Below are 21590 nucleotides of genomic sequence, written 5' to 3'. Positions count from 1 at the left end.
AGGAGGGCTCGATGATGTATGAGTTACGCGTGCTTGATGGGCTGCGCCAGGGCGCTGCGTTGCCGTTGTTCGGCGAGCGATGGAGCATCGGTGCCCAGCCGGACGCTGACCTGGTGCTGAGCGATCCAGGGGTCGCCGAGCATCATGCCCTGCTGCAGTTTTGCGACGTTAACTGGTCGGTGCAGGCCCAGGCGCAGTTGGTGTACGGGACTGATGGCCAGGCCCTGGCGCAGATCCCGAGCCTGGCGTTGAACGTGCCCTTTCTGGTGGGTAGCGTGAGATTGTGCGTCGCCTTGGCAGATCATCCATGGCCTGAGCCTGTGCCTGAGGCCCCGGTATCTGCGGCATTGCCATCACCGGAACAACCTGTGCAGACACTGCCGTTATCGTCGATATCACCCTCGCAGCAAAAGCGGTTGATCAGCCTGATGCTGGTGGTGGCGGTAGTCATCGCAGTGGTGGGCATGGTTTCGACAGGGGAGCATGACGCGCAGGCTTCCCTGATGCCATCGGTGATTGGCAAACACGAATTGGGCTCACCGTTTGATGTGCGTCAGCAGTTGTTGAAAATGCTCGGCGAGCGTGAGCTGAGCCAACGGATCGACCTGCAAGTCATCAACGGTCAAGTCGTGCTCAACGGCGATGTTTCCCAGGACGATGTGGAGCTGGTGTCGCGGATGCTCAGCCGCTTTGGTGAGCAATTCGACAGTATGGTGCCGGTGATCAGTCGTGTACGTGTGCGAGATGACGCCTTGCCGTTCAGGATCGTGCAAATTGTCGGCGGACCTAACGGTCATGTGGTTCTGGAAGAGGGTAGCCGGCTCTTTTTGGGGGATCAGGTGGACGGCTTGCGCCTGGTGCTGATCGACAACAGCAAAGTGGTTTTTGATGGCGCACAGCGTTACGAGGTGCACTGGTGAGTACCTCCGAGCAAGCGCGTCTGGACGCCTGGCAGCAACGCCAGGCCCAGGCGCTCGGCAGCTTTGCGCCGGTGTCCATGCGCGGGCGAATCCAGCGCGTCAACGGCATGCTGCTGCAGTGCCGGCTGCCTCAGGCGCGTATCGGTGATTTGTGCCAGGTGGAAAAAGGTCCGGGTGACTGCATGCTCGCTGAAATCATTGGTTTTGATCAGCAGGATGCGGTGCTCAGTGCCCTTGGGAACCTGGAAGGCGTGCGCGTGGGGGCGCCTGTCGAGCGCCTGGGCGTGTCGCATAGAGTGCAAGTCAGCGAGGCGCTCCTGGGCCAGGTTCTGGACGGTTTCGGAAGGCCGATTACGGGCCAGGGTGCCAGCGCATTTGTCGAATCCGAACTGCCGGATACCAGCCCGGTGTTATGTGAAGCGCCCTTGCCCACCGAGCGGCCGCGTATCAACCGTGCGCTGGCCACCGGGGTGCGGTCCATCGATGGATTGATGACGCTCGGTGAAGGCCAGCGTGTCGGTCTGTTCGCCGGGGCCGGTTGTGGCAAAACCACCTTGTTGGCCGAGATCGCCCGTAACGTCGAATGCGATGTCATCGTGTTCGGCTTGATCGGCGAGCGGGGGCGCGAGCTGCGTGAGTTTCTCGACCATGAACTCGATGAGCAACTGCGCTCTAAAGCGGTACTGGTGTGTGCCACGTCTGATCGCTCCAGCATGGAGCGTGCCCGCGCCGCTTTTACCGCCACGGCACTGGCTGAAGGTTTTCGGCGCAAGGGCCAGCGGGTGTTGCTGCTGATCGATTCCCTGACCCGTTTCGCCAGGGCCCAGCGTGAAATCGGCCTGGCTGCCGGCGAACCCCTGGGGCGCGGAGGCCTGCCGCCTTCGGTGTACAGCTTGCTGCCGCGCTTGGTGGAGCGCGCCGGGTTGACCCGTGACGGCGTGATCACAGCGATCTACACAGTGCTGATTGAGCAGGACTCCATGAACGATCCGGTGGCCGATGAAGTACGTTCATTGCTCGACGGCCATATCGTGCTGTCGCGCAAATTGGCTGAGCGTGGGCACTATCCGGCGGTGGATGTGTTGGCGAGCCTTTCACGAATATTGAGCAACGTTGCGGCGCCAGAGGATATTCAGGCGGGCACGGCGTTGCGACGGTTGTTATCGGCGTACCAGCAGATCGAGTTGATGCTCAAGCTGGGCGAGTACCAGCCTGGCAGCGATGCGTTGACGGACCTGGCCGTGAACAGTCGCCAGGCGGTGGACGGTTTCCTGCGCCAGGATTTGCGTGAGCCGACACCGATGGCCGTCACGCTGGAGCAACTCAAGGAGCTGACGACCTATGTCCCCTTCTGATGTGCTGCACGGTGAAGTGCAGATGCTGCGTTGCCTGCGCAGGCACAGGGCTGATCGTGCCGAACGTGCCCTGCGTGAGGCCAAGCGTGCGCAGCAGGCCCTGCTCGCGCATATCCAGCAGGCCCAGGATGCACTTGAACACACTCGGCAGGAGCAAGCCCGGCAAAGTGCTGAGTTGCTCAGTCAGCACCAGGGCCAGCTCTTGACCTTGGCGGGCCTGAAATCCTGGAACGCACAGGAGCGCTCCTTATCCGCCAGTACCCAGCGCGAAGAGGGGCAGCTTGAGGCGCTGCGCAACCAACGGCAAGAAAAGGAACACCACGTTGGCAGTGCCCAGAGGCAAGCCACCGAATGCCTGCGGCAGGTGGAAAAGTTACAGGAGCTATCACTTTTGCTTGCACAGGAGCCGACATGACCCAGGTTGCGAATAAACCCACCGAACGACCCCCCCTGCGTGAGCCCCGCGAAGAGCGTGACTCGGGAGCAGCGGGCATGGTTGCGTGGGAACAAGGGCGACTGTTTACGCGGTTGTTTGCGGGTGATGGGGAGGGCGCAGGGACGAGCGCCTCCTTGTCGCGAAAAAAATCTGCGGCCGGTATTGCCATGATCGAGGCGCTGGCCGAACAACTGACGCCTCGTGTGTTGGCCGGTTCGCAGTGGCCGTTGCAGGCAGTGTTGTACTTGCCACGCCTGGGACGGATCAACGCCAGCGTGCGCCGAGAGCAGAGCGGCTGGGCCATTGAATTGGAAGCGGAACACGACGCCACGGCCCGCTGGCTCAGCGGCGTACGGCAACAGTGTGAGGACCGTTTTACGCAAGCGCTGGGTCTGCCGGTCAGCCTGCTTCTGCCAAGCGTCGGCAACCCATGATCGTACCGCTACTGACATTACCTTCGATCAAGAGCGACGGGGTTGCCGCGCGCCGCCAGCTGGGCCGCGGCCTGTACCTGCCGTTCCATGTTGCGGGTCAGGCCGGTGAATTGCGGCTTGAGCCTGGACGTGCGCCTGTTGGCGGTGACGTGGTGTGCTTCGACACGCAGTGCGGTGTGCTGGCGCTCGCTAAGGCGGGGCCGTTGCTTAGCCTGCTGGGTGAATGTCCGGTGACCCTTGCAGGGGCCGACAACGAACCGGATTCCTGGTTCTGGACGTTGTTTCAGTATTACCTGAGCCCCGAAGTGCGAGCGCTGTTGGGTTATGTGCGATTGCTACACACCGGGCGACCAAAAGGCTTTGGCTGTCGCCTCACCGTGACCCTGGGGGCATCGTGGGTTGAGGGTTATGTGTGGTTGAGCCCCGAAAGCTTTTTGGCGTTGTACGAGGCGGGGGCCTGGCGGGCCACGGCTGCGCCGCTGCCGTTGTCGTTTCAACTGGCAATTGCCGTGACCCTTGGGCGGTTGCGGTTACCGATTGTACAGGCCGGCAGTCTGCGAGCTGGCGATGTGCTGGTGCTTGAACAGACCTTTTTTCAGGCCCGGGGCAGCGGCTATGTGTCGGTCGGCAGAGAGCGCCTGCATGGCGGCATTGACGATGACACCGGGTGGTTACGTTTCACTCTTACTTCTATCGAGGACGTGTCTGTGGACGAAGATTTAGATGTACCTCATCACTCGGGGCATGAAGACGATGAACCCGTAATGGACGTATTCGGCCCCGAGCCGTTCGATGAATTGAGCATGACGCTGAGCGTACGCTGCGGAACACTGAACCTGACCCTGGGGGAGTTGCGTAACCTCGTGCCCGGCTCGGTACTGGGCATTACCGGCTTTGCCCCAGGCATGGCGGGTCTGTTTTATGGCGATCGGCCCATCGGCCAGGGGCAGTTGGTGGAAGTTGACGGGCGCCTTGGGTTGCAGTTGTCCCGAGTGGTGTTCGGTCGATGATACTTCAAGGGCTGGACCCGATCGTCCTGGCGATATTTCTGGGCGCGCTGTCGTTGATGCCCATGCTGTTGGTGGTCTGCACAGCCTTCTTGAAAATCGTGATTGTGCTGATGATTACCCGCAATGCCATCGGCGTACAGCAAGTACCTCCGAGCATGGCCATCAACGGAATCGCTCTGGCGGCTACCTTGTTCATCATGGCGCCGGTGGGGTACGAAATCGCCGAGAATATCAAGGCGTCGCCTCTGGACATGAGCAACGTGCAAACGTTTCTGCATACCGGCAATGAGGCCATCAACCCCTTGCGTGCATTCATGTTGCGTAATGTGGACCCGGATGTGCTGACCCATCTGCTGGACAATACCGCACGTCTGTGGCCTGCGAAAATGGCTCAGGAGGTACAGCGTGAGGATCTTATCCTGCTGATCCCGGCCTTTGTGCTTTCGCAATTGCAGGCGGGGTTCGAGATCGGTTTCCTGATCTACATTCCCTTCATTGTGATCGACCTTATTGTTTCCAACCTGTTGCTGGCGTTGGGTATGCAGATGGTCTCGCCGATGACCATTTCCCTGCCGCTCAAGCTGCTGCTGTTTGTGCTGGTGTCTGGCTGGTCGCGGTTGCTCGACAGTCTGTTCCTTTCCTATCTCTGAGTGGCGTATGGAACCTATCGTGCTGTTCAAGCAGGGCATGTTGCTGGTGGTTGTACTGTCTGCACCGCCGCTGATCGTGGCGGTGGTGGTGGGGGTGCTGACCTCTTTGGTACAAGCGCTGATGCAGATCCAGGACCAGACATTACCCTTTGGTATCAAACTAGTGGCGGTGGGTGTCACATTGATCCTCACGGGCCGATGGATTGGCGTGGAGTTGATCCAGCTGATCAACCTGACGTTTGAAATGATCGGCCGTTCGGCCCTGAACTAAGGCGTTGCCTGTGCTGCTTTATCTTGAGTATCTCCCCAGCCTGTTGATCGGCATGGCGCGTATCTACCCCTGTGGCATCCTGGTAGCGGCGTTTTGTTTTCAACATGTGCGCGGCCTGCCCCGGCACACCATCGTGATGGTCATGGCGTTGTTGCCCGCTCCAGGTATTCATGCTGCTTTGGCAGGGCAGGACTATTCAGCATTGATGCTCGGTGCGCTGATGCTCAAGGAGGTAGCGTTGGGGTTGCTGCTGGGGGTGTTGTTGGCGATGCCGTTCTGGATGTTCGAGTCGGTGGGAGCGCTGCTGGACAACCAGCGTGGAGCCTTGGCCGGTGGCCAACTTAACCCGTCACTGGGGCCGGACGCGACGCCGATCGGGCACATGTTCAAGCAACTGGCGATTTACTTGCTGATGGCCATCCTGGGGTTGGGCGCACTCACCCAGGTGATCTGGGACAGTTACCTGATCTGGCCACCCACCGTGTGGTTTCCGCTTCCAGCAGCTAATGGCATGAGCGTATTTGTTGGGCTGCTCAGTGACACATTCATGCACATGATGCTTTATGCCGCGCCCTTTATTGCCGTGCTGTTGCTGTTGGAGTTCGGTATCGCGTTACTGGGGGTCTACAGCCAGCAATTGCAAGTGAGTACCTTGGCTCCGCCGGTCAAGTGCCTGGCGGGAATCGGTATTTTGTTGCTGTACTTCGCACTGTTACAGGATCTTATTGTCGGGCGTATGAGCCAGCTGGGTGACCTTAAGCACTACCTGGGGCTTTTGTTCAAGGTCTCGGCGCCGTGAGTGATTCGGGGGAAAAAAAGCATCCGGCGTCCGCCAAGAAGCTGCGTGACCAACGTAAGAAAGGTCAGGTTGCGCAGAGCCAGGATGTGAGCAAGCTGCTGGCGCTGACGGCTATCAGTGAGGTCGCTTTGTTCACTGCCGAAACCAGCTTGCAACGCTTTCAGCAACTGCTGGTGTTGCCGATATCACGCTTGGGCCAGCCGTTTGCGCGGGTGCTGGAAGAAGTGCTGGTGGAGGGCCTGGTGATGTTTTTCTCGTTCTCTCTGTTGATGGCCGGGCTTGCGATTGCCGCGAAGCTGATTGCCAGTTGGATGCAGTTCGGCCTGCTGTTCGCGCCGGACACGCTGAAGATGGATTTCAATCGCCTCAACCCTATCAGCCAGATCAAGCAGATGTTCTCTGCCCAGTCGTTAATGAATCTGCTGATGAGCATCGCCAAGGCGTTCCTACTGGGCCTGATTGTGTACGTGGTGGTCTGGCCCGCGTTGGGGGCGTTGATTAACCTTGCCAACAGCGACCTGCAGAGCTATCTGCTGGCGCTGATCGCGTTGTTCCGTCACCTGCTGCATGCCTGCCTGGGGCTGTTGCTGGTGTTGGCGCTGATCGATCTGACTTTGCAAAAGCACTTCTTCGCCAAGCGTATGCGCATGACACAGGTTGAGGTCGTCAAAGAGTACAAGGACATGGAGGGCGACCCGCATGTGAAAGGCCAGCGCCGTCAGTTGGCGCAGGAATTGGCGCAAGAGGAGCCGAAGGTCAAGCTGCCCAAGCTGGAAGAAGCCGACATGTTGGTGGTCAACCCGACGCACTTTGCAGTCGCGCTGTACTACCGCCCAGGCGAGACGCCTTTGCCCCTGCTGATCAGCAAGGGCACGGACGACGAAGCGCGAAAACTGATCGCGCGCGCAAAGGTCGCCGAGGTCCCGGTGATTCAATGTGTGTGGCTGGCCCGCACGATCTATACCAAGCAGCTGGGTGCAAGCATTCCTCGCGAGACCTTGCAGGCCGTAGCGTTGATCTACCGCACCTTGCGCGAGCTGGATGACGAAGCCAAGCGCGAAACGCTGGAATTGCCTGAGCTTGATCAGCGCTGATCAGCGACTGGAGCCTGGGTCCAGAGCGCTGAGATTGGCCAGCGAGAGCATCCTGCTGAGGATCCTGCCCGGATTGCAGTGGGAGGTGGGCAATGCGTGCCAGATCACCAAGGCGCCCTGGGTATCGAGATAGATAAAACAGCCATCAAACACCTGTGCCTGCTCAAAGCGGCGCTGCAATACGCGTTGTAGTTGCCCGGCTTGCAACGCTTCGCGAATGATGTGCAAGGCCAGTCCAGGGTGATTACCCGCGTTGAGCGCGCGCACCTCGATGCCCCGAGTGAGAACCTGGTGAGTGGCAGCGCCGCTCACCAGGTTCTCCAGAAATACCTGGCGTGGTTCGTCGGGTATTTCCTTGATGCTCATCGTTCCAGCGATATCGTCTGGTAATCCGCTCGCTCCCCGGAAGGGCCGGGCTCGACGCGCATGTGAGATGGCCACCAGATCACCATCTTTTGTGCGGTCGATTGGGGGCGTGAGCAGGAGTCGCCTTTGCACGTGGGGGTGCAAGCGCTGACAAGCAGCGCCGTACCGATCAGAGTGACGCACAACAATTGATGTTTCATGGGCGAACCTTTTGAGATGGCGTAATCAAGGTGGGGCGCGGTACGCTGAGGTGTTCATCCTTCACCACCGGACGCATGGCAATAAATACCTCGGCTTCCTCTCCCGGTTTCAACCAGGCGTGTGGCCACACGGTGACGGCAAGCGTTTGCGAGTTGCTGCATTCTTTTTCATCGATGCGCACATTGCGGTTGAACTGGTTGCGTAGTACTACGACTGCAACGTTGTACTCAGGGCCTGCATACCATTGGCTGCGCTCGGTACTCAGTGCGAGCAGGTCGCGGGTGCTGCACAGCGTGTTCAACCCCAGAGGCATTGGCGCCAACTTGAAGGCCTTGGGCACTTGCCCAGTCACCAGGTGCGCCAGGGTACTGATCACGTCGCTACGCTTGATCACCGGCTGGTGAGGGGCGTTACGCCTGGCCAGCGGTGCCAGCGCCGCCTGCAATTGGGCCTGATCTGCCTGGGGTAAATAGCGAGACGGATCGGCCTGGTCGCCGATGACGCGCGGCGTGATGATAAAAAGGCGTTCACGCCGATTGTTCTGCCTTTCGCTGGAAGAGAACAGCGCCTTGCCCAGCAACGGGATATCACCCAGCAGTGGCACCTTGCTTTGCCTGTCGGTGCTTTCCGTGACGTGGAAGCCGCCTACAACCATAGAGCGCTTTTCCGCCATGACGGCCTGGGTGCTGACGTTACCGCGGCGAACATCCAGGTCCCTGAGGTTACGGTTGGGGTTGGATTCGTCGAACGTGCCGTCCTCGATATCCACGACCAAGTGAATCTGATGGCTGCCGCGGCTGGTGATGACGCGGGGTATGACCTGAACGCTGGTCCCCACGGTGACCGGCAAGATGGTTGCGTTCTGCCGACCAGGTGTCAGGTATTGAGTGCGGTTGAAGTCGATCACCGCCGGCTGGTTTTCCAGGGTGAGCACGGACGGGTTGGAAACCATCGTCGCCAGCCCCTTGGCTTCCAGGGCGCGTATGTCGGCATAGAAACGTTCGCGATTCTCAAGCGACAACTGTTGGGATGACGAACCTGCACGGAACCGGCTGTTCTGAAACCCCCAGTTCACGCCGAACTCATCCAACTGCGTACGCTCGATATCCAGAATGATCGTGTCGATCTCCACCAGTTTGCGCGCCACATCGAGTTGAGCGATCAACTCGCGGTACATGGCCTGGCGCTCTGGCAGGTCATAGATCAGGACTGCGTTATTGCGAATGTCGGCTTCGACGCGAATCCGGCTGCTGGGTATCGGTGCACGCGGGGGGAGTGTGGCGCCAATATCCAATGGCATGGTGTTGCTGTTTGTACCGAGTATCTGCCCCAGCATGGGATTGCTCAAGCGGGGAACATTCGGCGCAATAGGCGAGGGCTGTGAGGAAGGGCGCTGGCTCAGCACCGAGGAGATCGGATTTGAACGGGGCTCCAGCAGCCCTTGCACAATGCTGGAAACACCGGCAATGGTCAGCTTCTGGCCGCGGTAATCCACTTGACGATCAGCGGCATTGGCGAACTTCAGCGGGAAGCTCAGCACCGTCTGTTTTTCATCCACGGTGCGGCGTTGGCTGCTGAACTGCTTGATTTGTTCGATATAGCGCCGAGGTCCGGAGACGAGCACGACGCCATCCTCGGGCAACTCACCCCAGCCGAAGCGACTATCGAGCAGGCCAATATCAGTGAGCGCCTGCTTGAGGTCGGCAATGGTCTCAGAGGAAACCTCCAGGCGCGCGGACTCTTGCTGGTCCAGGGTGCTGATGTAGAGTGTGTTGTTGTACAGATACCATTGGAAGCGATGTTCTACTCCCAGCCGGTCGAGCAAGGATTGTGGGGTATTGGCGCGTATCTTGCCGTTGACGGTGCCCTCCAGCAGGCCCTCTATTTGCAGTTGCGTACCGAAGGTTTGGGCGAAGTCGTCGAGCACGTCCCGAACTGGCTTATGCTCGGCTTCATAAGCGTAGGCGGTGTTCTTCCATTCGGCGGGGATCGCCGCCACCGCGCTTTGAGTTGAAACCAGCAGCCAGGAAAACAGGAACACATTCCGCCAATGGGCTCTTTTGAATGAAGCATCAGGCGAGTCAAGGCACAAGCGGCCGCCCTTATGGGTCTTGTTAGGCATAGACAGTTCTCTGATTAGTACGCGCGTGAACGTAGCGGGGTGGGTTTGAGGTTTTGGGCTGGACGAGCAAGACGCGCAACGATGGCGCGCCATGTGTCACGTTGGTTCAGCAGGGTCTCGAGGCAATTCAGTACGTGGGCTTCACCACGGTCGGTGCGCAGACTTTGAATCAGCCATAGCGCACCTGTGTCAGCTTTTTGAGCCAATGCACCCTGAAAATGGTTCAAGCTGGCAGCACCCAGGCGCAGCCAGCCTTGCAAGGCTGAGTTATCTGTCACCGCTGAGGTCAGTTGAACACCCAATAAAACGGCGTCGCCCTGACGTCGCAAGGTGACTTCGTCGTCACCTTCAAATATGGCGATTTTTTCCTCCCTGCCGCTCAACCAGTCACCCACGAGCGCTTTCATTTACTGAAAACTTTCAATGGTTGTTTTGAGCATCTGATTGACTGTTTTACCGTGCTCACTATAAAGCGCAAAGGTGACCTCTCTGCGCGTTACTAAATTGTGAAACCGCTCGCTGTCTTCTGCCGCCAGGCTTTCTTCAAAACCGGACTTGAACTCTTTGTATGTAGAAGTTTTATTTCTGGCAATCGAATGAGTCAGCTCTTTGAAAAAATCCATGATTTCCCTCTGATAGCTATGTTGATGGGTGAATTTAAACAGTTAGTTCTGAGCGGAGAATATAAATAAAGTCTCTGTGCTCGTAGGATTAGATCTCGATCGAGTACTCTTTGCCCTGATTGAAAAAAGTGTCGAGCATGGCATTCCAGCTGATACGGAAGTCCCCCTCATCTGTTTTCAATACGAGTGTTTGAGGATGAACCGTGTCGTCGGCGTTTAACTTCCAGAATCTGCTCTTGTGACGGGCAAGGCCCTGCCTTATCTCCTCAAGATCATGGGGATGACAGAGCAACGTCGCACTGACTTCCTGAACTTGGCTATCCAGCAATTGTTTCAACAGCGCTGCGAGCCGTTGCGGGGCAGTTGTCTCGTCGAGCAGACAGCGAATGGCTTGGTTGGTGATGGCGGTCGCGTAGTGTTCAAGGTTGTCGCACATCGATTGACGGTCACGTTCCCATTGTTTGAGTTGAGCGTCGGCGCGTTGCCAGATTTCCAGTGAGGCTTGTTCAAGCATGGCCTCGCATTTTTTTTCGGTCATACGTATCAATTCGTCGGCCTGGGCATTGGCGTGGCTCAAGAGATGGTTGGCCTGTTCCCAATTGGCTAGCTCTTCGCGCGGGATAAGGTTGGCTCGCGTGCCGGATGCGTCCTTGCGTAACTCAATAGTATGTCGGCATAACATCGCTGCTTTCCTCATCCTTGCGAGACAGGGGCATGTTGTCGCTCGCCATGCTTGCGACGCGCCAGACGACGGCCTGCCAGAGGGTGTTCAATCGGCTGCTCGCACTTTCGAGTGGGGCGTCTGCTGTTTCAGCCTCGCTCACACGTGTACGGGGGAAACGCAATCGAAGGCGCTGCCAGGTAGCGGGCTCAACCCAGCTATGAAGTAGTCGCAGCGGATCGGAATGTGGGGGCAGCATGGAAGGGTGCAGCGCCATGGAGAGGCGCATGCACCACTCATGATGATCTTCACTCAAGGGTGATGCTGCCTGGGGATTGAACGTGTGGTTGGCCAATGCCAGCGCCAGGTTGAGTTGGTCCGTGGAGGCCAGGGCCAACCGAAGCACAGTGGCATGAGGTGCAGCCGGCAAGCAGGCGACAAAACCCGTAAGGTCTTCTGGCGCTGACCGACCGCTATAAAAAAGCCTTTCAATCGCACGATACTTGTCGCCTCTCCAGTCTTCGTGGGCCTGTTTCCAGGGAAAAGCCCACCATTGAGCCCAGGCCAGTTGTTCACGCATCAGATGATCGGGTCTAGGTGCCATGCGTTGGCCCCGTTGAGTTTCCTGTAAGCGCGGGCTCCAGATGAGGACGCTTGCGCCGCGCTTGCAGGAAGATCATGGCTGCCACGGCCGAAGCCAGACCGAGCAGCAAGATCATGATGCTGGATCGCCAGAATCCGAGATCGTCGCCGGGCACCAGGAAGGGGCCGAAATACACCAGGCGTTGTTGTTCCTGATAAGTGGAGGCCGGTACAAACACCACCGTGAGTTTTTGCGGGTTATCCACTGCGGTGGTCATCCCCGGGATACTGCTCGCCACCATTCTGCGGACCCGGGCGCGAATGTTGTCGGGGTCCAGGCGTGGATCATGCTTGATGAATACGGAAGCGGATGCGGGTTGGACCGGCTCTCCTGGCGCTATGCGTTCAGGCAATACCACATGCACACGTGCGACGATCACGCCGTCGATCTTGGATAACGTGGTTTCAAGCTCTTGAGATAAGGCATAAATGTAGCGGGCACGCTCTTCCAGAGGGGTGGAAATTACCCCTTCCTTGCGAAAGGTATCCCCCATAGTGGTCCGGGCGAGCCGGGGAAGGCCGGCGGCTTCCAAGGTACGTACGGCGCGCCCGATGTCGCTTGTATTAACCGTTACGACGACCCCGTCTTTGGCCGGTACCTTTTGCGCGCGAATATGTTTATCAGCCAATTCGGCTACAACCTCATTGGCTTCTTGTTCGGACAGTTGGCGATGCAGTTCTACCCGGTCACCACATCCGCTCAATATAAAAGTCATACTCAAAACTAAAGCGACAAGCAGAGAGTTATTCATGCTCAAGACTGCATGTTGCTGATCTTGTCAATGCACTGCGTTGTCTTGGCAAGACATTTCACCATCAGTTGTGTTGTAAGTTGTGCGTTATGTAACTCGCGTGGGTAATTTCCTATTGCCTCAACATCAATCCCCTTTTTGGTTGAGCGGATTATTTTTGCGAAGCCATCTCTTGAGTTGCTCAGGTGCTTTGATGCTTCTGTCAAAAGGAGTGAGCCTTCAGGCTTGGCAGAGATTGTGCTTGTGGGATGGGAGCCTTCGAACAGTGACGTGAAAAAACTGACGTCCGTACCGCCTGCCGATTGTTCCGGTGGCTTACGGTCGTGTTCGGTATTGCTGCTTTTCTGTGAAAAGCGGTCGTTTACTATTTGCATGGAGTGTCTACTCATTCAGGGTGGATAGCGGCTCTAGAGCACTAAAATGCTCTGTCGGGCCGGTTGGATGATTACCTTTCGGGCTGCAAAGCCTGAAAGGTAATCGATCACCTCGCGATTATTGGCCTGAGCCCGACCGGATCAATGCTTGAATATTTTTTACTTCAGCACTCTTCCAGCCATTTTTTATTGCATCAGCCTTCATTTTCTCGAAGATAGCTTCGGCTGAGCCCTCGTTCGCGCCTCCAGCTCCAACCATATTCCCTGAAGATGTCTGCGGTATAGAGCCTGTACCACTTCCTGCGCCAACAATCATATAGAAATCCTACTATGGGTTTTTGGGGTCTTTATTTTTCCATCGGTCAAATCACGGAACATCTACGTGTTACAGAGATTTGCTTCTGGCAACAACTGTGTGGCCCGTATTAGTAATGCGTTCCAGATGTTTCCAGGTCGCGATGTAACTAATTGTTTTCTTGAGTGGTTGTTTGATCAGGTCTTTGGCGATACAGGGTTTTTATGGCCTACTTATTAGCTGTGAGAGGAATGATTGAGCTTATGCCAGTGATATATTCAAGTGTTTCATCCTGTAATACAGCGTGCGCTTAGCGACCCCCAGTTCAATTGCTACGGTATCTACACAGTGGTGGTGGCGGTACATGGATTCTTCAATCAATGCTTTTTCAATTTGTTGGAGGCGTGTCTTCAGGTCCGTCTGAAGTGGTTGCTGTCTGCAGGCGGGAGTTGAGAGCGGCGGGAGGCCCAAGACGAACCGTTTCGCCGTCGAACGTAGTTCGCGCACATTACCCAGCCAGGAGTGACAGAGCAGTTGATGCAGCAGGCTGTCAGGAGGCGATGGGGCACTGCATTTGAACTGCTCCGCTTCTTCCTGAACCATTTCCAGAAACAACGGGATGATGCGTTCGCGCCGATATCGCAGGGCGGGGAGCTCGATGTTGACCACATTCAAACGAAAGTAGAGGTCACGCCTGAAGGCGCCTTGTTCGACCATGATTTGCAGCGACTGCTGGGCTGATGCGATGACGCGCATGTCCACGGAGATCAACCGAGTCGAGCCCAGGCGTTCCACCCCACGGCACTCCAGCACGCGCAGGAGCTTGGCTTGCAGGTTCAGGGGCATGCTGTCGATCTCATCCAGGTACAGGGTACCCAGGTGGGCTGCTTCGACGAATCCAGCCCTTGATTGTATTGCCCCGGTATAAGCCCCGCTGTTGACACCGAACAACTGGCTTTCCGCGAGGCTTTCTGGGATTGCCGCACAGTTCACGGCAACAAAATTACCGCGTCGCCCCGATAAACGATGAATCCGCTGTGCAAGAGTGTCTTTTCCGGTGCCGGTTTCTCCCAGCAACAGAATGTCAACGTTGAGCGCGGCAGTGTTGTTAAGCGTGGTTTCAATTTCCGGACCTTCGATGAGTGAAACGTCTGTTTTATTATCCTTCTGGACGTAGGTCGACATGAATTGATACTCCCTGTTCGCTATTACTTCACTGTTGCAAATACGGTGTGCAAGCGCCATTTCAGTAGAACGTAGATTATAAAAGTTGTCACTCGGTGTAGAGAGGTTTAAGCGGAGGAGTGATGTAGGAAAATGATGGTAAGTTAAGGCTTGTTGGTTGCAGGAATAAGTGCGGGGTTAATCGGTTGTTTGGTAAGTAGGAATATTCTGAGAATCTATTTTTTTTGGATATAAGTCTTTTTTCATAAGCGCTCGCCCACAAAAAAGCCGATGCAATGCATCGGCTTTTCTGGTCCCGCAGTCAATACCGCGGGTTGTACTTACACGTTAAAACGGAAGTGCATTACATCGCCATCCTTGACGACGTATTCCTTGCCTTCCAGGCGCCATTTACCGGCTTCCTTGGTGCCGGCTTCACCCTTGTACTGAATGAAGTCGTTGTAGGCGATCACTTCGGCGCGGATGAAGCCCTTTTCGAAGTCGGTGTGGATCACGCCGGCAGCTTGTGGCGCGGTAGCGCCAACCTTGACGGTCCAGGCGCGAACTTCTTCGACACCGGCGGTGAAGTAGGTCTGCAGGTTGAGCATCTCGTAGCCGGCGCGGATCACACGGTTCAGGCCAGGCTCTTCAAGGCCCAGGGCCTCAAGAAACATATCTTTTTCTTCGCCGTCATCGAGCTCGGCGATTTCAGCTTCGATCTTGTTGCATACCGGAACAACAATGGCGCCTTCTTCCTCGGCAATGGCCTTGACCACGTCGAGCAGCGGGTTGTTCTCGAAGCCGTCTTCGGCGACGTTGGCGATGTACATCACAGGCTTGGTGGTCAGCAGGTGGAAGCCCTTGATCACAACCTTCTCATCGGTGCCCATGTTCTTCATCAGGCTGCGTGCCGGCTTGCCTTCAGTGAAGTGCGCGATCAACTGCTCCAGCAGGCCTTTCTGGACCACTGCGTCCTTGTCTCCGCCTTTGGCGTTACGCGCGACTTTCTGCAGTTGCTTTTCGCAGCTGTCGAGGTCGGCGAAGATCAGTTCCAGGTCGATGATTTCGATGTCGCGCTTGGGGTCGACGCTGTTGGAGACGTGGATCACGTTCTCGTCTTCAAAGCAGCGGACCACATGGGCAATGGCATCGGTTTCACGGATGTTGGCCAGGAACTTGTTGCCCAGGCCTTCGCCTTTTGATGCGCCAGCGACCAGGCCCGCGATGTCGACGAATTCCATGGTGGTCGGCAGGATGCGCTTGGGGTTGACGATCGCTGCCAGTGCCTCCAGGCGTGGGTCCGGCATCGGCACGATGCCGCTGTTGGGTTCGATGGTGCAGAAGGGGAAGTTCTCCGCCGCAATACCGGACTTGGTCAGGGCGTTGAACAGGGTGGATTTGCCGACGTTGGGCAGGCCGACGATGCCGCAATTGAATCCCATGGTGTTTCCCCTCGGGTAAAAGTCAGGCCTTCTGGCTGTGCAGGTTTTTCATCGCGCGGTTCCATTCACCGGCGAAGATATCCGGCAGCACGCCGAGGGCAAAATCGATGCTGGCATCGAGTTTTTCCTGTTCGGCGCGTGGCGCACGACCCAGGACGAAATTTGAAACCATACTGGCAACGCCTGGGTGGCCAATGCCGAGCCGCAGACGGTAAAAGGTATTCTGATTGCCCAGCTGCGCGATGATGTCGCGCAGGCCATTGTGCCCGCCGTGTCCGCCGCCTTGCTTGAGCTTGGCAACGCCGGGTGGCAGGTCCAGTTCGTCATGGGCCACCAGGATTTCTTCGGGTTTGATCCGGAAGAAGCCCGCAAGCGCCGCGACAGCCTGGCCGCTGCGGTTCATGTAGGTGGTGGGAATCAGTAGACGAATATCCTGACCCTGGTGCGAAAAGCGCCCGGTCAGGCCGAAATATTTGCGATCGGCCACAAGGTTGATGCCTTGGGCGTGGGCGATGCGCTCAACAAAAAGGGCCCCCGCGTTATGCCGGGTCTGTTCGTATTCGGCGCCTGGATTTCCCAGGCCAACGATCAGTTTAATGGCAGTCACGACAGGGGCCCTTCCTTTGGAGTTGTGGATAACATCGCTACACAAGTGTGCGGCGAAAGTGGACGACAGGAGCTCACTTATCCAGAGATAAACTTCGCGTTGTTGCCCGCTTTCTCGCTACGTTTCGGTCCGCGATGTTCCCTCAAGCTCCTTCGTTGCAGAGTGTATTACTCGGCAGCGGTTTCGCCGGCTTCATCTTCTGCTACAACACGTGGCGCGTGGACGTTGGCAACAGCCTTGTCGTCGTTGTGAGCCAGTGCAACGAACTCAACGCCTTTAGGGGCCTTGAGGTCGGACAGGTGGATGATGGTGCCGATTTCAGCAGCCGACAGGTCGACTTCGATGAACTCAGGCAGGTCTTTCGGCAGGCAGCTTACTTCCAGCTCGGTAGTGGTGTGAGAAACAACGCCACCTTTCTTGACTGGAGCTTCTTCGCCAACAAAGTGCACAGGCACGATAGCGGTCAGTTTCTGACCGGCTACGACGCGTACGAAGTCAGCGTGCAGTACGTGGCCCTTGGAAGGGTGGCGCTGCAGGGCCTTGATGATAACGTTCTGCTTTTTGCCGCCAACGTTCAGTTCGATAACGTGGCTGTAGGCAGCGTCGTTTTCGAGCAGTTTGGCAACTTCTTTGGCCAGCATGCTGATGGATTCAGGGGCTTTGTCGCCACCGTAAACTACAGCTGGAACCAGGCTTGCGAGACGACGCAGGCGGCGGCTCGCACCTTTCCCCAGGTCGGAACGCACTTCAGCATTCAGAGTAAAATCGTTCATGTTGTATCTCCAAAATAACCACATTCGCCCCAGCGTTTGCGACCAGCGCTAAAGGCGATATGGGCAAAAAAGCCCCGCCCCAACAGTATGTTGGGGCGGGGCGCTTTTCGTCAGTGAGGTGCTCCGAAGGTTTGACCCTTAACGGAACATCGCGCTGATCGATTCTTCATTGCTGATGCGGCGAACCGCTTCGGCAACTACCGGTGCGATATCCAGTTGACGGATACGCGAACAGGCTTGAGCAGCAGCGGACAACGGGATGGTGTTAGTCACCACCAGTTCGTCCAGCATGGAGTTCTCGATGTTCTCGATCGCTCGGCCCGACAGCACAGGGTGTGTGCAGTAGGCGAAGACTTTTGCAGCACCGTGCTCTTTCAGGGCTTTCGCCGCGTGGCACAGGGTGCCGGCGGTGTCGACCATGTCATCAACCAGAATACAGGTACGCCCTTCGACATCACCGATGATATGCATCACTTCAGAGTGATTGGCTTTTTCACGGCGTTTATCGATGATCCCGAGGTCCACGCCCAGGGATTTGGCAACGGCCCGTGCACGCACGACGCCACCAATGTCCGGGGACACGATCATCAGGTTTTCAAAGCGCTGGTCTTCGATGTCATCCACCAGAACGGGGGAGCCGTAGATGTTATCTACCGGAATATCGAAGAAACCCTGGATTTGGTCAGCGTGCAGGTCAACCGTGAGAACACGGTCGATGCCTACCACGGTCAGCATGTCAGCAACGACTTTCGCGCTGATAGCCACACGTGCGGAACGCGGACGGCGATCCTGACGGGCATAACCAAAGTAAGGGATTACAGCTGTGATTCGAGTCGCTGAGGAGCGGCGGAAGGCATCAGCCATCACGACGAGTTCCATCAGGTTATCGTTGGTCGGAGCGCAGGTCGGCTGAATAATGAAGACGTCTTTACCGCGGACATTTTCATTGATCTCGGCTGTAATTTCGCCGTCGGAAAACTTACCGACAGAGATGTCACCGAGAGGGATATGCAGCTGACGTACGACACGTCGAGCCAGATCGGGGTTGGCATTCCCCGTAAAGACCATCATCTTGGACACGCGCAGTACCTAGAGGCTGAGGGTAACCTGGATGAGTATTAGAAAATGGCAGGGGCGGCTGGATTCGAACCAACGCATGGCAGGATCAAAACCTGCTGCCTTACCGCTTGGCGACGCCCCTGTATCTGTTGCAACGAGTGCCTAACACTCGATTCCTTTTAGAGCAGACTTTGCAGCTTGCGATGCAACATCGAAACGTTGCTTCCCTTTGCTACAAACCCTGTAAGGGTCTCTGTAAGAAGGGCCGAGACTTTATCAGCTTCAGCTTTGCTTGGGAAGCCCCCAAACACACAACTTCCAGTTCCGGTTAATTTTGCTTCGGTAAATTTACCTAACAAATTCAAAGCGTTACGTACCTCTGGATAACGCCTTGCTACAACCGGTAAGCAGTCATTTCGACTGTTTCCCTTGGGAACGGGGCGCACTTTAATGGGAGAAGAGTTACGTGTCAACAACGGATCTGAAAAAATTTCTGCTGTACTTACAGATACTTGCGGCACAAGCACGACATACCAAGGTTCTTCGGGCTCTACAGGGGTAAGTTTCTCCCCTACGCCCTCAGCAAACGCGGCGTGGCCGCGCACGAAAACCGGGACGTCCGCGCCCAGCGTCAGGCCCAGCACAGCCAGGCGATCGTGGTCCCAGCCCAGTTGCCACAAGTGGTTCAGCCCCAGCAACGTCGTTGCAGCATTCGAGCTCCCGCCCCCGATACCTCCGCCCATGGGCAGGATTTTGTCGATCCAGATATCTATCCCGAGCGGGCAGCCGGATTGTTGCTGAAGTTTTTTCGCCGCCTTCACGATCAGATTGCTGTCGTGGGGCACGCCTTCGAATTCGGTGTGCAGCTGGATCACGCCATCGTCGCGTACGGCGAAGGTCAGCTCATCGCCATACTCGAGGAACTGAAAGAGGGTCTGCAGCTCGTGATAGCCATCTTCACGGCGACCAAGAATATGCAGCATCAGATTGAGTTTCGCAGGCGAGGGCAGGGTCAGGCGTTCTGTCACGTTATTGCCCCAACTTGCGCGGTTGCCAGTCCTTGATCACCAGCGTGACATCAAGGTCGGTGCCGTGCAGCTTGATGCGCTCGGGCAGCCAATAGCCGTTCTGTTGCACGTAGCTCAGGTACTCCACCTGCCAGCCGTCCTGCTCCAGGGAGGCAAGGCGACTGTCGCCATTGAGGCTCAGGCGACTTTTGCTCTCGGGCGCCGGAAGACCGCGCACCCACCAGACCAAATGCGAGACAGGCAGCTTCCAGCCGATCTGCTGCTCCAGCAGTTCCTCCGGGGAGGTCGCTTCATAGCGGCCCTGGTTGGCCACTTCCAGGCTCACCTGCCCCGGCCGGCCCGTCAGGCGAGCCGCCCCCCGGCCCAGCGGGCCCGAGAGGCGAATGTCGTAATAATCCTGGCGTTGCAGCCAGAACAGGGTGCCGCTGCCGGAATCTTTCGGCGCGCGAACCCCGACCTTGCCCTCGATCTGCCAGCCGTCGATGCTGCTGAGCTGATCCTTGTGTTGTTGCCATTGCGCCGGGTTGCCCTGGCCTTCAACGGATTCACGGGTGCCTACGCCCGCGCAACCGGCGAGCAGGGCGATAAAACTGAAAACGATAATGTGGCGCAAGAACATAAGCTTAAAGGGTCTCGGATCCGGTCAGGCGCTTGATGGTGCCGCGCAGGATTGGGCTTTCGGGTTGTTCCTTGAGGAATTTTTCCCAGATTTGTCGTGCTTCGCGTTGCTTGCCCTTGGCCCAGAGCACTTCGCCCAGGTGCGCGGCAACTTCTTGATCGGGAAAGCGCTCCAGTGCCTGGCGCAGCAAGCGCTCGGCCTCGTCGAGGTTGCCCAGGCGGTAATTCACCCAACCCAGGCTGTCGAGTACAGCCGGGTCTTCAGGGTTGAGCGCATGGGCCTGTTCGATCAGTACCTTGGCTTCGGCGTAACGCGTGGTGCGGTCGGACAAGGTGTAACCCAGGGCGTTGAGTGCCATGGCGTTATCCGGGTCGCGCTTGATGATCAGGCGCAGGTCCTTTTCCAGTTGGGCCAGGTCATCGCGTTTTTCTGCCTGCATGGCGCGGGTGTACAGCAGGTTCAAATCGTCGGGATATTGCAACAAAGCTTGTTGCAGCAGCTTCCAGGCGCGTTCGCCCTGCTTGTTGGCCGATAAGGTCTCGGCCTGGATCAAGTACAGTTGGATGGCGTAGTCCGGCTCGGCATCGCGGGCCGCCGCCAGGCGTTTTTCCGCTTCGTCGGTACGGCCATTGCTCATCAGGATGTCGGCCTGGCGCAACTGGGCGGGCAGGTAGTCATTGCCGGGGCCGACCTGGGCGTACTCGAGCAGGGCGGCCTGCGGGTCGTTGCGTTCTTCAGCGATGCGGCCCAGGTTCAGGTGCGCCGAGTCGACATGGCTGTCACGTTCAATCAACTGTTCCAGGTAGCCCTTGGCCTCATCCCAGGCTTTGGCTTCCAGGCACACCAGGGCCAGCGAATAGCGCAGTTCGTCGTCGTCGGGGTATTGCTGGACCAGGTTGGCGAACTGCACTTTGGCGTCTTCCATGCGGTCCTGCTCAACCAGCATTCGCGCATAAGTCAGGCGCAGGCGCTTGTCGTCCGGGTATTTCTTGATGCTTTTTTCCAGCAGAGGAATCGCTTCCTTGCCGCGGTTGAGGTTCTGCAGCAGGCGTGCTCGCAGCAGGATCGGCGCGATCTCGCCGTCTTCCGGCGGGTTCTGCTCAAGCAATTTGAGTGCGGCGTCGGCTTCGTCATCCTGTTGCAACAGCAAGGCTTTGCCGAAAATCAACTGGCTGTTCTTCGGATGCTTTTGCAGCAGGCGGTCGAAGCTCTTCATCAGGCCATTGCGGGTGTCCTGATCGGTGTCGGCGGCCGACAGTGCCAGGAAGTCGAAATGCGTGTCGCCCTTGCCCTGCAGGACTTTCTCCATATAGACCATAGAGTCGTCATAGCGGCCCGCGCGCGCCAGTTGCACGGCGGCGGCGCGCTGGGCTTCCAGATCATCGGGGGCATTTTTTGCCCAGATCAGCGACGTATCCAGCGCAGCCTGGTCGGCGCCCAGGTATTCGGCGATGCGAAACGCACGCTCGGAAATGCCCGGATCCTGGGTGTTGATGGCCTGGGTCACGTAATTATCCAGCGCAATATCGAAACGATTACGCTGGCCGGCCAGTTCCGCGGTCAGCAGGCTGTAGATCGTTTCTTCACTGAACGAGGAATAAACCTTGGGCTTTTCAGGGGCGGGGGAGGTGTCTTCTACCGGCGGCGTAGCCTCCGGCGACACGGGTGCCATGGCCTGGCAGCCGCTGAGAAAGACAAAAGCAAGGAGCAACGCGGAAGATCTATTCATATAGGAAGAGGACGACTAACCTGCGGTCGGATCATCATGACACAAGCCTTCGGCCAAACATAACCGAGTCTCAGTGGAGGCCTTTATAGGCATAACTCATTAGGACAATAGACGACGGTGGTTGTTCTGGATCTTTCGAAGTAGGACAATTGTCGGCTTCCCGA

Annotated in this window: 27 protein-coding genes and 1 tRNA gene; 9 read left to right on the top strand and 19 right to left on the bottom strand. The window is 57.2% G+C overall.

What is annotated here, in order from left to right; genetic code table 11:
- Window positions 1–14: 14 nt before the first annotated feature.
- From E4P00_RS15045 to sctU, 9 genes are read left to right on the top strand one after another with little or no spacing between them, the layout of a single operon-like run.
- Window positions 15–920 (top strand): FHA domain-containing protein, encoded by a 906-nt coding sequence (locus E4P00_RS15045; RefSeq protein ID WP_216092218.1) that lies wholly within the window; start codon window positions 15–17, stop codon window positions 918–920.
- Window positions 917–2275 (top strand): FliI/YscN family ATPase, encoded by a 1359-nt coding sequence (locus E4P00_RS15040; protein ID WP_005784571.1) that lies wholly within the window; start codon window positions 917–919, stop codon window positions 2273–2275. Before E4P00_RS15045 ends, E4P00_RS15040 begins: the two co-directional genes overlap by 4 nt.
- Entirely contained in the window at window positions 2262–2690 is a 429-nt protein-coding gene (locus E4P00_RS15035; RefSeq protein ID WP_032878023.1) for a YscO family type III secretion system apparatus protein, read from the top strand. Before E4P00_RS15040 ends, E4P00_RS15035 begins: the two co-directional genes overlap by 14 nt.
- Window positions 2687–3145, top strand: a complete 459-nt coding sequence (locus E4P00_RS15030; RefSeq protein ID WP_078820228.1) for a type III secretion system HrpP C-terminal domain-containing protein — start codon at window positions 2687–2689, stop codon at window positions 3143–3145. Before E4P00_RS15035 ends, E4P00_RS15030 begins: the two co-directional genes overlap by 4 nt.
- A complete protein-coding gene (locus E4P00_RS15025; protein ID WP_032878020.1) occupies window positions 3142–4155 on the top strand; it encodes a FliM/FliN family flagellar motor switch protein in 1014 nt (337 codons plus the stop codon). Before E4P00_RS15030 ends, E4P00_RS15025 begins: the two co-directional genes overlap by 4 nt.
- Complete coding sequence (gene sctR, locus E4P00_RS15020; RefSeq protein ID WP_078820229.1) at window positions 4152–4805, top strand: type III secretion system export apparatus subunit SctR; 654 nt, start codon at window positions 4152–4154, stop codon at window positions 4803–4805. Before E4P00_RS15025 ends, sctR begins: the two co-directional genes overlap by 4 nt.
- 7 nt (window positions 4806–4812) lie before the next feature.
- Entirely contained in the window at window positions 4813–5076 is a 264-nt protein-coding gene (sctS, locus tag E4P00_RS15015) for a type III secretion system export apparatus subunit SctS (RefSeq protein ID WP_014716816.1), read from the top strand.
- 10 nt (window positions 5077–5086) lie between these two features.
- A complete protein-coding gene (gene sctT / locus E4P00_RS15010) occupies window positions 5087–5875 on the top strand; it encodes a type III secretion system export apparatus subunit SctT (RefSeq protein ID WP_078820230.1) in 789 nt (262 codons plus the stop codon).
- On the top strand, window positions 5872–6969 hold the full coding sequence (gene sctU, locus E4P00_RS15005) for a type III secretion system export apparatus subunit SctU (RefSeq protein ID WP_032878016.1): 1098 nt from the start codon (window positions 5872–5874) through the stop codon (window positions 6967–6969). The genes sctT and sctU overlap by 4 nt, the downstream gene beginning before the upstream one ends.
- Here sctU and E4P00_RS15000 read toward each other — a convergent pair whose 3' ends face one another.
- From E4P00_RS15000 to E4P00_RS14910, 19 genes are all read right to left on the bottom strand, one after another.
- On the bottom strand, window positions 6970–7335 hold the full coding sequence (locus E4P00_RS15000; protein ID WP_078820231.1) for a transcriptional regulator: 366 nt from the start codon (window positions 7333–7335) through the stop codon (window positions 6970–6972).
- Window positions 7332–7535 (bottom strand): HrpT family type III secretion system protein, encoded by a 204-nt coding sequence (gene hrpT, locus E4P00_RS14995; RefSeq protein ID WP_081883307.1) that lies wholly within the window; start codon window positions 7533–7535, stop codon window positions 7332–7334. Before hrpT ends, E4P00_RS15000 begins: the two co-directional genes overlap by 4 nt.
- Window positions 7532–9658, bottom strand: a complete 2127-nt coding sequence (gene sctC / locus E4P00_RS14990) for a type III secretion system outer membrane ring subunit SctC (protein ID WP_216090714.1) — start codon at window positions 9656–9658, stop codon at window positions 7532–7534. Before sctC ends, hrpT begins: the two co-directional genes overlap by 4 nt.
- Window positions 9659–9672: 14 nt before the next feature.
- Window positions 9673–10065: a type III secretion protein gene (locus tag E4P00_RS14985; RefSeq protein ID WP_078820233.1), complete on the bottom strand. Its 393-nt coding sequence runs from the start codon at window positions 10063–10065 to the stop codon at window positions 9673–9675.
- Window positions 10066–10281: a hypothetical protein gene (locus tag E4P00_RS14980; protein ID WP_032878012.1), complete on the bottom strand. Its 216-nt coding sequence runs from the start codon at window positions 10279–10281 to the stop codon at window positions 10066–10068.
- 88 nt (window positions 10282–10369) lie between these two features.
- Entirely contained in the window at window positions 10370–10963 is a 594-nt protein-coding gene (sctL, locus tag E4P00_RS14975) for a type III secretion system stator protein SctL (protein WP_032878011.1), read from the bottom strand.
- A complete protein-coding gene (locus E4P00_RS14970) occupies window positions 10941–11522 on the bottom strand; it encodes a type III secretion protein (protein WP_228309320.1) in 582 nt (193 codons plus the stop codon). Before E4P00_RS14970 ends, sctL begins: the two co-directional genes overlap by 23 nt.
- Window positions 11523–11535: 13 nt before the next feature.
- Complete coding sequence (gene sctJ / locus E4P00_RS14965; protein WP_032878009.1) at window positions 11536–12336, bottom strand: type III secretion inner membrane ring lipoprotein SctJ; 801 nt, start codon at window positions 12334–12336, stop codon at window positions 11536–11538.
- A 2-nt stretch (window positions 12337–12338) separates the two neighbouring features.
- A complete protein-coding gene (locus E4P00_RS14960; protein ID WP_078820234.1) occupies window positions 12339–12710 on the bottom strand; it encodes a type III secretion protein in 372 nt (123 codons plus the stop codon).
- 118 nt (window positions 12711–12828) lie between these two features.
- On the bottom strand, window positions 12829–13026 hold the full coding sequence (locus E4P00_RS14955) for a type III secretion protein (RefSeq protein WP_143508404.1): 198 nt from the start codon (window positions 13024–13026) through the stop codon (window positions 12829–12831).
- Window positions 13027–13266: 240 nt separating this feature from the next.
- Window positions 13267–14190, bottom strand: a complete 924-nt coding sequence (locus tag E4P00_RS14950) for a sigma 54-interacting transcriptional regulator (protein WP_078820235.1) — start codon at window positions 14188–14190, stop codon at window positions 13267–13269.
- A gap of 320 nt (window positions 14191–14510) precedes the next feature.
- Window positions 14511–15611 carry a redox-regulated ATPase YchF gene (gene ychF / locus E4P00_RS14945; protein WP_216090715.1) on the bottom strand — a complete coding sequence of 367 codons (1101 nt, stop codon included), beginning with the start codon at window positions 15609–15611 and terminating at the stop codon, window positions 14511–14513.
- 22 nt (window positions 15612–15633) lie between these two features.
- Window positions 15634–16218, bottom strand: a complete 585-nt coding sequence (gene pth / locus E4P00_RS14940) for an aminoacyl-tRNA hydrolase (protein ID WP_005784610.1) — start codon at window positions 16216–16218, stop codon at window positions 15634–15636.
- Between the two features lie 167 nt (window positions 16219–16385).
- Window positions 16386–16991, bottom strand: coding sequence for a 50S ribosomal protein L25/general stress protein Ctc (locus E4P00_RS14935; RefSeq protein WP_005784612.1), 606 nt, complete (start codon window positions 16989–16991; stop codon window positions 16386–16388).
- 138 nt (window positions 16992–17129) lie between these two features.
- On the bottom strand, window positions 17130–18071 hold the full coding sequence (locus E4P00_RS14930; RefSeq protein ID WP_003208392.1) for a ribose-phosphate pyrophosphokinase: 942 nt from the start codon (window positions 18069–18071) through the stop codon (window positions 17130–17132).
- Window positions 18072–18117: 46 nt separating this feature from the next.
- Window positions 18118–18192 (bottom strand) — tRNA-Gln (locus E4P00_RS14925).
- Window positions 18193–18229: 37 nt separating this feature from the next.
- Window positions 18230–19078 (bottom strand): 4-(cytidine 5'-diphospho)-2-C-methyl-D-erythritol kinase, encoded by an 849-nt coding sequence (gene ispE, locus E4P00_RS14920; protein WP_248131879.1) that lies wholly within the window; start codon window positions 19076–19078, stop codon window positions 18230–18232.
- Window position 19079: 1 nt separating this feature from the next.
- Window positions 19080–19697, bottom strand: coding sequence for a lipoprotein insertase outer membrane protein LolB (gene lolB, locus E4P00_RS14915; RefSeq protein WP_032878005.1), 618 nt, complete (start codon window positions 19695–19697; stop codon window positions 19080–19082).
- Between the two features lie 4 nt (window positions 19698–19701).
- Window positions 19702–21426: a tetratricopeptide repeat protein gene (locus tag E4P00_RS14910; protein ID WP_032878004.1), complete on the bottom strand. Its 1725-nt coding sequence runs from the start codon at window positions 21424–21426 to the stop codon at window positions 19702–19704.
- Between the last annotated feature and the right edge of the window lie 164 nt (window positions 21427–21590).

Source organism: Pseudomonas sp. B329 (assembly GCF_023127835.1).
Lineage (GTDB): Bacteria > Pseudomonadota > Gammaproteobacteria > Pseudomonadales > Pseudomonadaceae > Aquipseudomonas > Aquipseudomonas synxantha_A.
This window is presented reverse-complemented; position numbering and strand designations above follow the sequence as displayed.

Bases quoted from the DNA above. Each gene is read 5' to 3' on its own strand.
- E4P00_RS15030 (WP_078820228.1), top strand. From the start codon at position 2,687: ATGACCCAGGTTGCGAATAAACCCACCGAACGACCCCCCCTGCGTGAG.
- ychF (WP_216090715.1), bottom strand. From the start codon at position 15,611: ATGGGATTCAATTGCGGCATCGTCGGCCTGCCCAACGTCGGCAAATCC.
- E4P00_RS14950 (WP_078820235.1), bottom strand. From the start codon at position 14,190: ATGTCGACCTACGTCCAGAAGGATAATAAAACAGACGTTTCACTCATC.
- E4P00_RS14960 (WP_078820234.1), bottom strand. From the start codon at position 12,710: ATGCAAATAGTAAACGACCGCTTTTCACAGAAAAGCAGCAATACCGAA.
- sctL (WP_032878011.1), bottom strand. From the start codon at position 10,963: ATGTTATGCCGACATACTATTGAGTTACGCAAGGACGCATCCGGCACG.
- E4P00_RS15045 (WP_216092218.1), top strand. From the start codon at position 15: ATGTATGAGTTACGCGTGCTTGATGGGCTGCGCCAGGGCGCTGCGTTG.
- lolB (WP_032878005.1), bottom strand. From the start codon at position 19,697: ATGTTCTTGCGCCACATTATCGTTTTCAGTTTTATCGCCCTGCTCGCC.
- E4P00_RS15000 (WP_078820231.1), bottom strand. From the start codon at position 7,335: ATGAGCATCAAGGAAATACCCGACGAACCACGCCAGGTATTTCTGGAG.
- sctR (WP_078820229.1), top strand. From the start codon at position 4,152: ATGATACTTCAAGGGCTGGACCCGATCGTCCTGGCGATATTTCTGGGC.
- sctC (WP_216090714.1), bottom strand. From the start codon at position 9,658: ATGCCTAACAAGACCCATAAGGGCGGCCGCTTGTGCCTTGACTCGCCT.
- hrpT (WP_081883307.1), bottom strand. From the start codon at position 7,535: ATGAAACATCAATTGTTGTGCGTCACTCTGATCGGTACGGCGCTGCTT.
- E4P00_RS15035 (WP_032878023.1), top strand. From the start codon at position 2,262: ATGTCCCCTTCTGATGTGCTGCACGGTGAAGTGCAGATGCTGCGTTGC.
- E4P00_RS14910 (WP_032878004.1), bottom strand. From the start codon at position 21,426: ATGAATAGATCTTCCGCGTTGCTCCTTGCTTTTGTCTTTCTCAGCGGC.
- sctJ (WP_032878009.1), bottom strand. From the start codon at position 12,336: ATGAATAACTCTCTGCTTGTCGCTTTAGTTTTGAGTATGACTTTTATA.
- E4P00_RS14985 (WP_078820233.1), bottom strand. From the start codon at position 10,065: ATGAAAGCGCTCGTGGGTGACTGGTTGAGCGGCAGGGAGGAAAAAATC.
- E4P00_RS14980 (WP_032878012.1), bottom strand. From the start codon at position 10,281: ATGGATTTTTTCAAAGAGCTGACTCATTCGATTGCCAGAAATAAAACT.
- E4P00_RS14970 (WP_228309320.1), bottom strand. From the start codon at position 11,522: ATGCGTGAACAACTGGCCTGGGCTCAATGGTGGGCTTTTCCCTGGAAA.
- E4P00_RS15025 (WP_032878020.1), top strand. From the start codon at position 3,142: ATGATCGTACCGCTACTGACATTACCTTCGATCAAGAGCGACGGGGTT.
- sctS (WP_014716816.1), top strand. From the start codon at position 4,813: ATGGAACCTATCGTGCTGTTCAAGCAGGGCATGTTGCTGGTGGTTGTA.
- E4P00_RS14955 (WP_143508404.1), bottom strand. From the start codon at position 13,026: ATGATTGTTGGCGCAGGAAGTGGTACAGGCTCTATACCGCAGACATCT.
- E4P00_RS14935 (WP_005784612.1), bottom strand. From the start codon at position 16,991: ATGAACGATTTTACTCTGAATGCTGAAGTGCGTTCCGACCTGGGGAAA.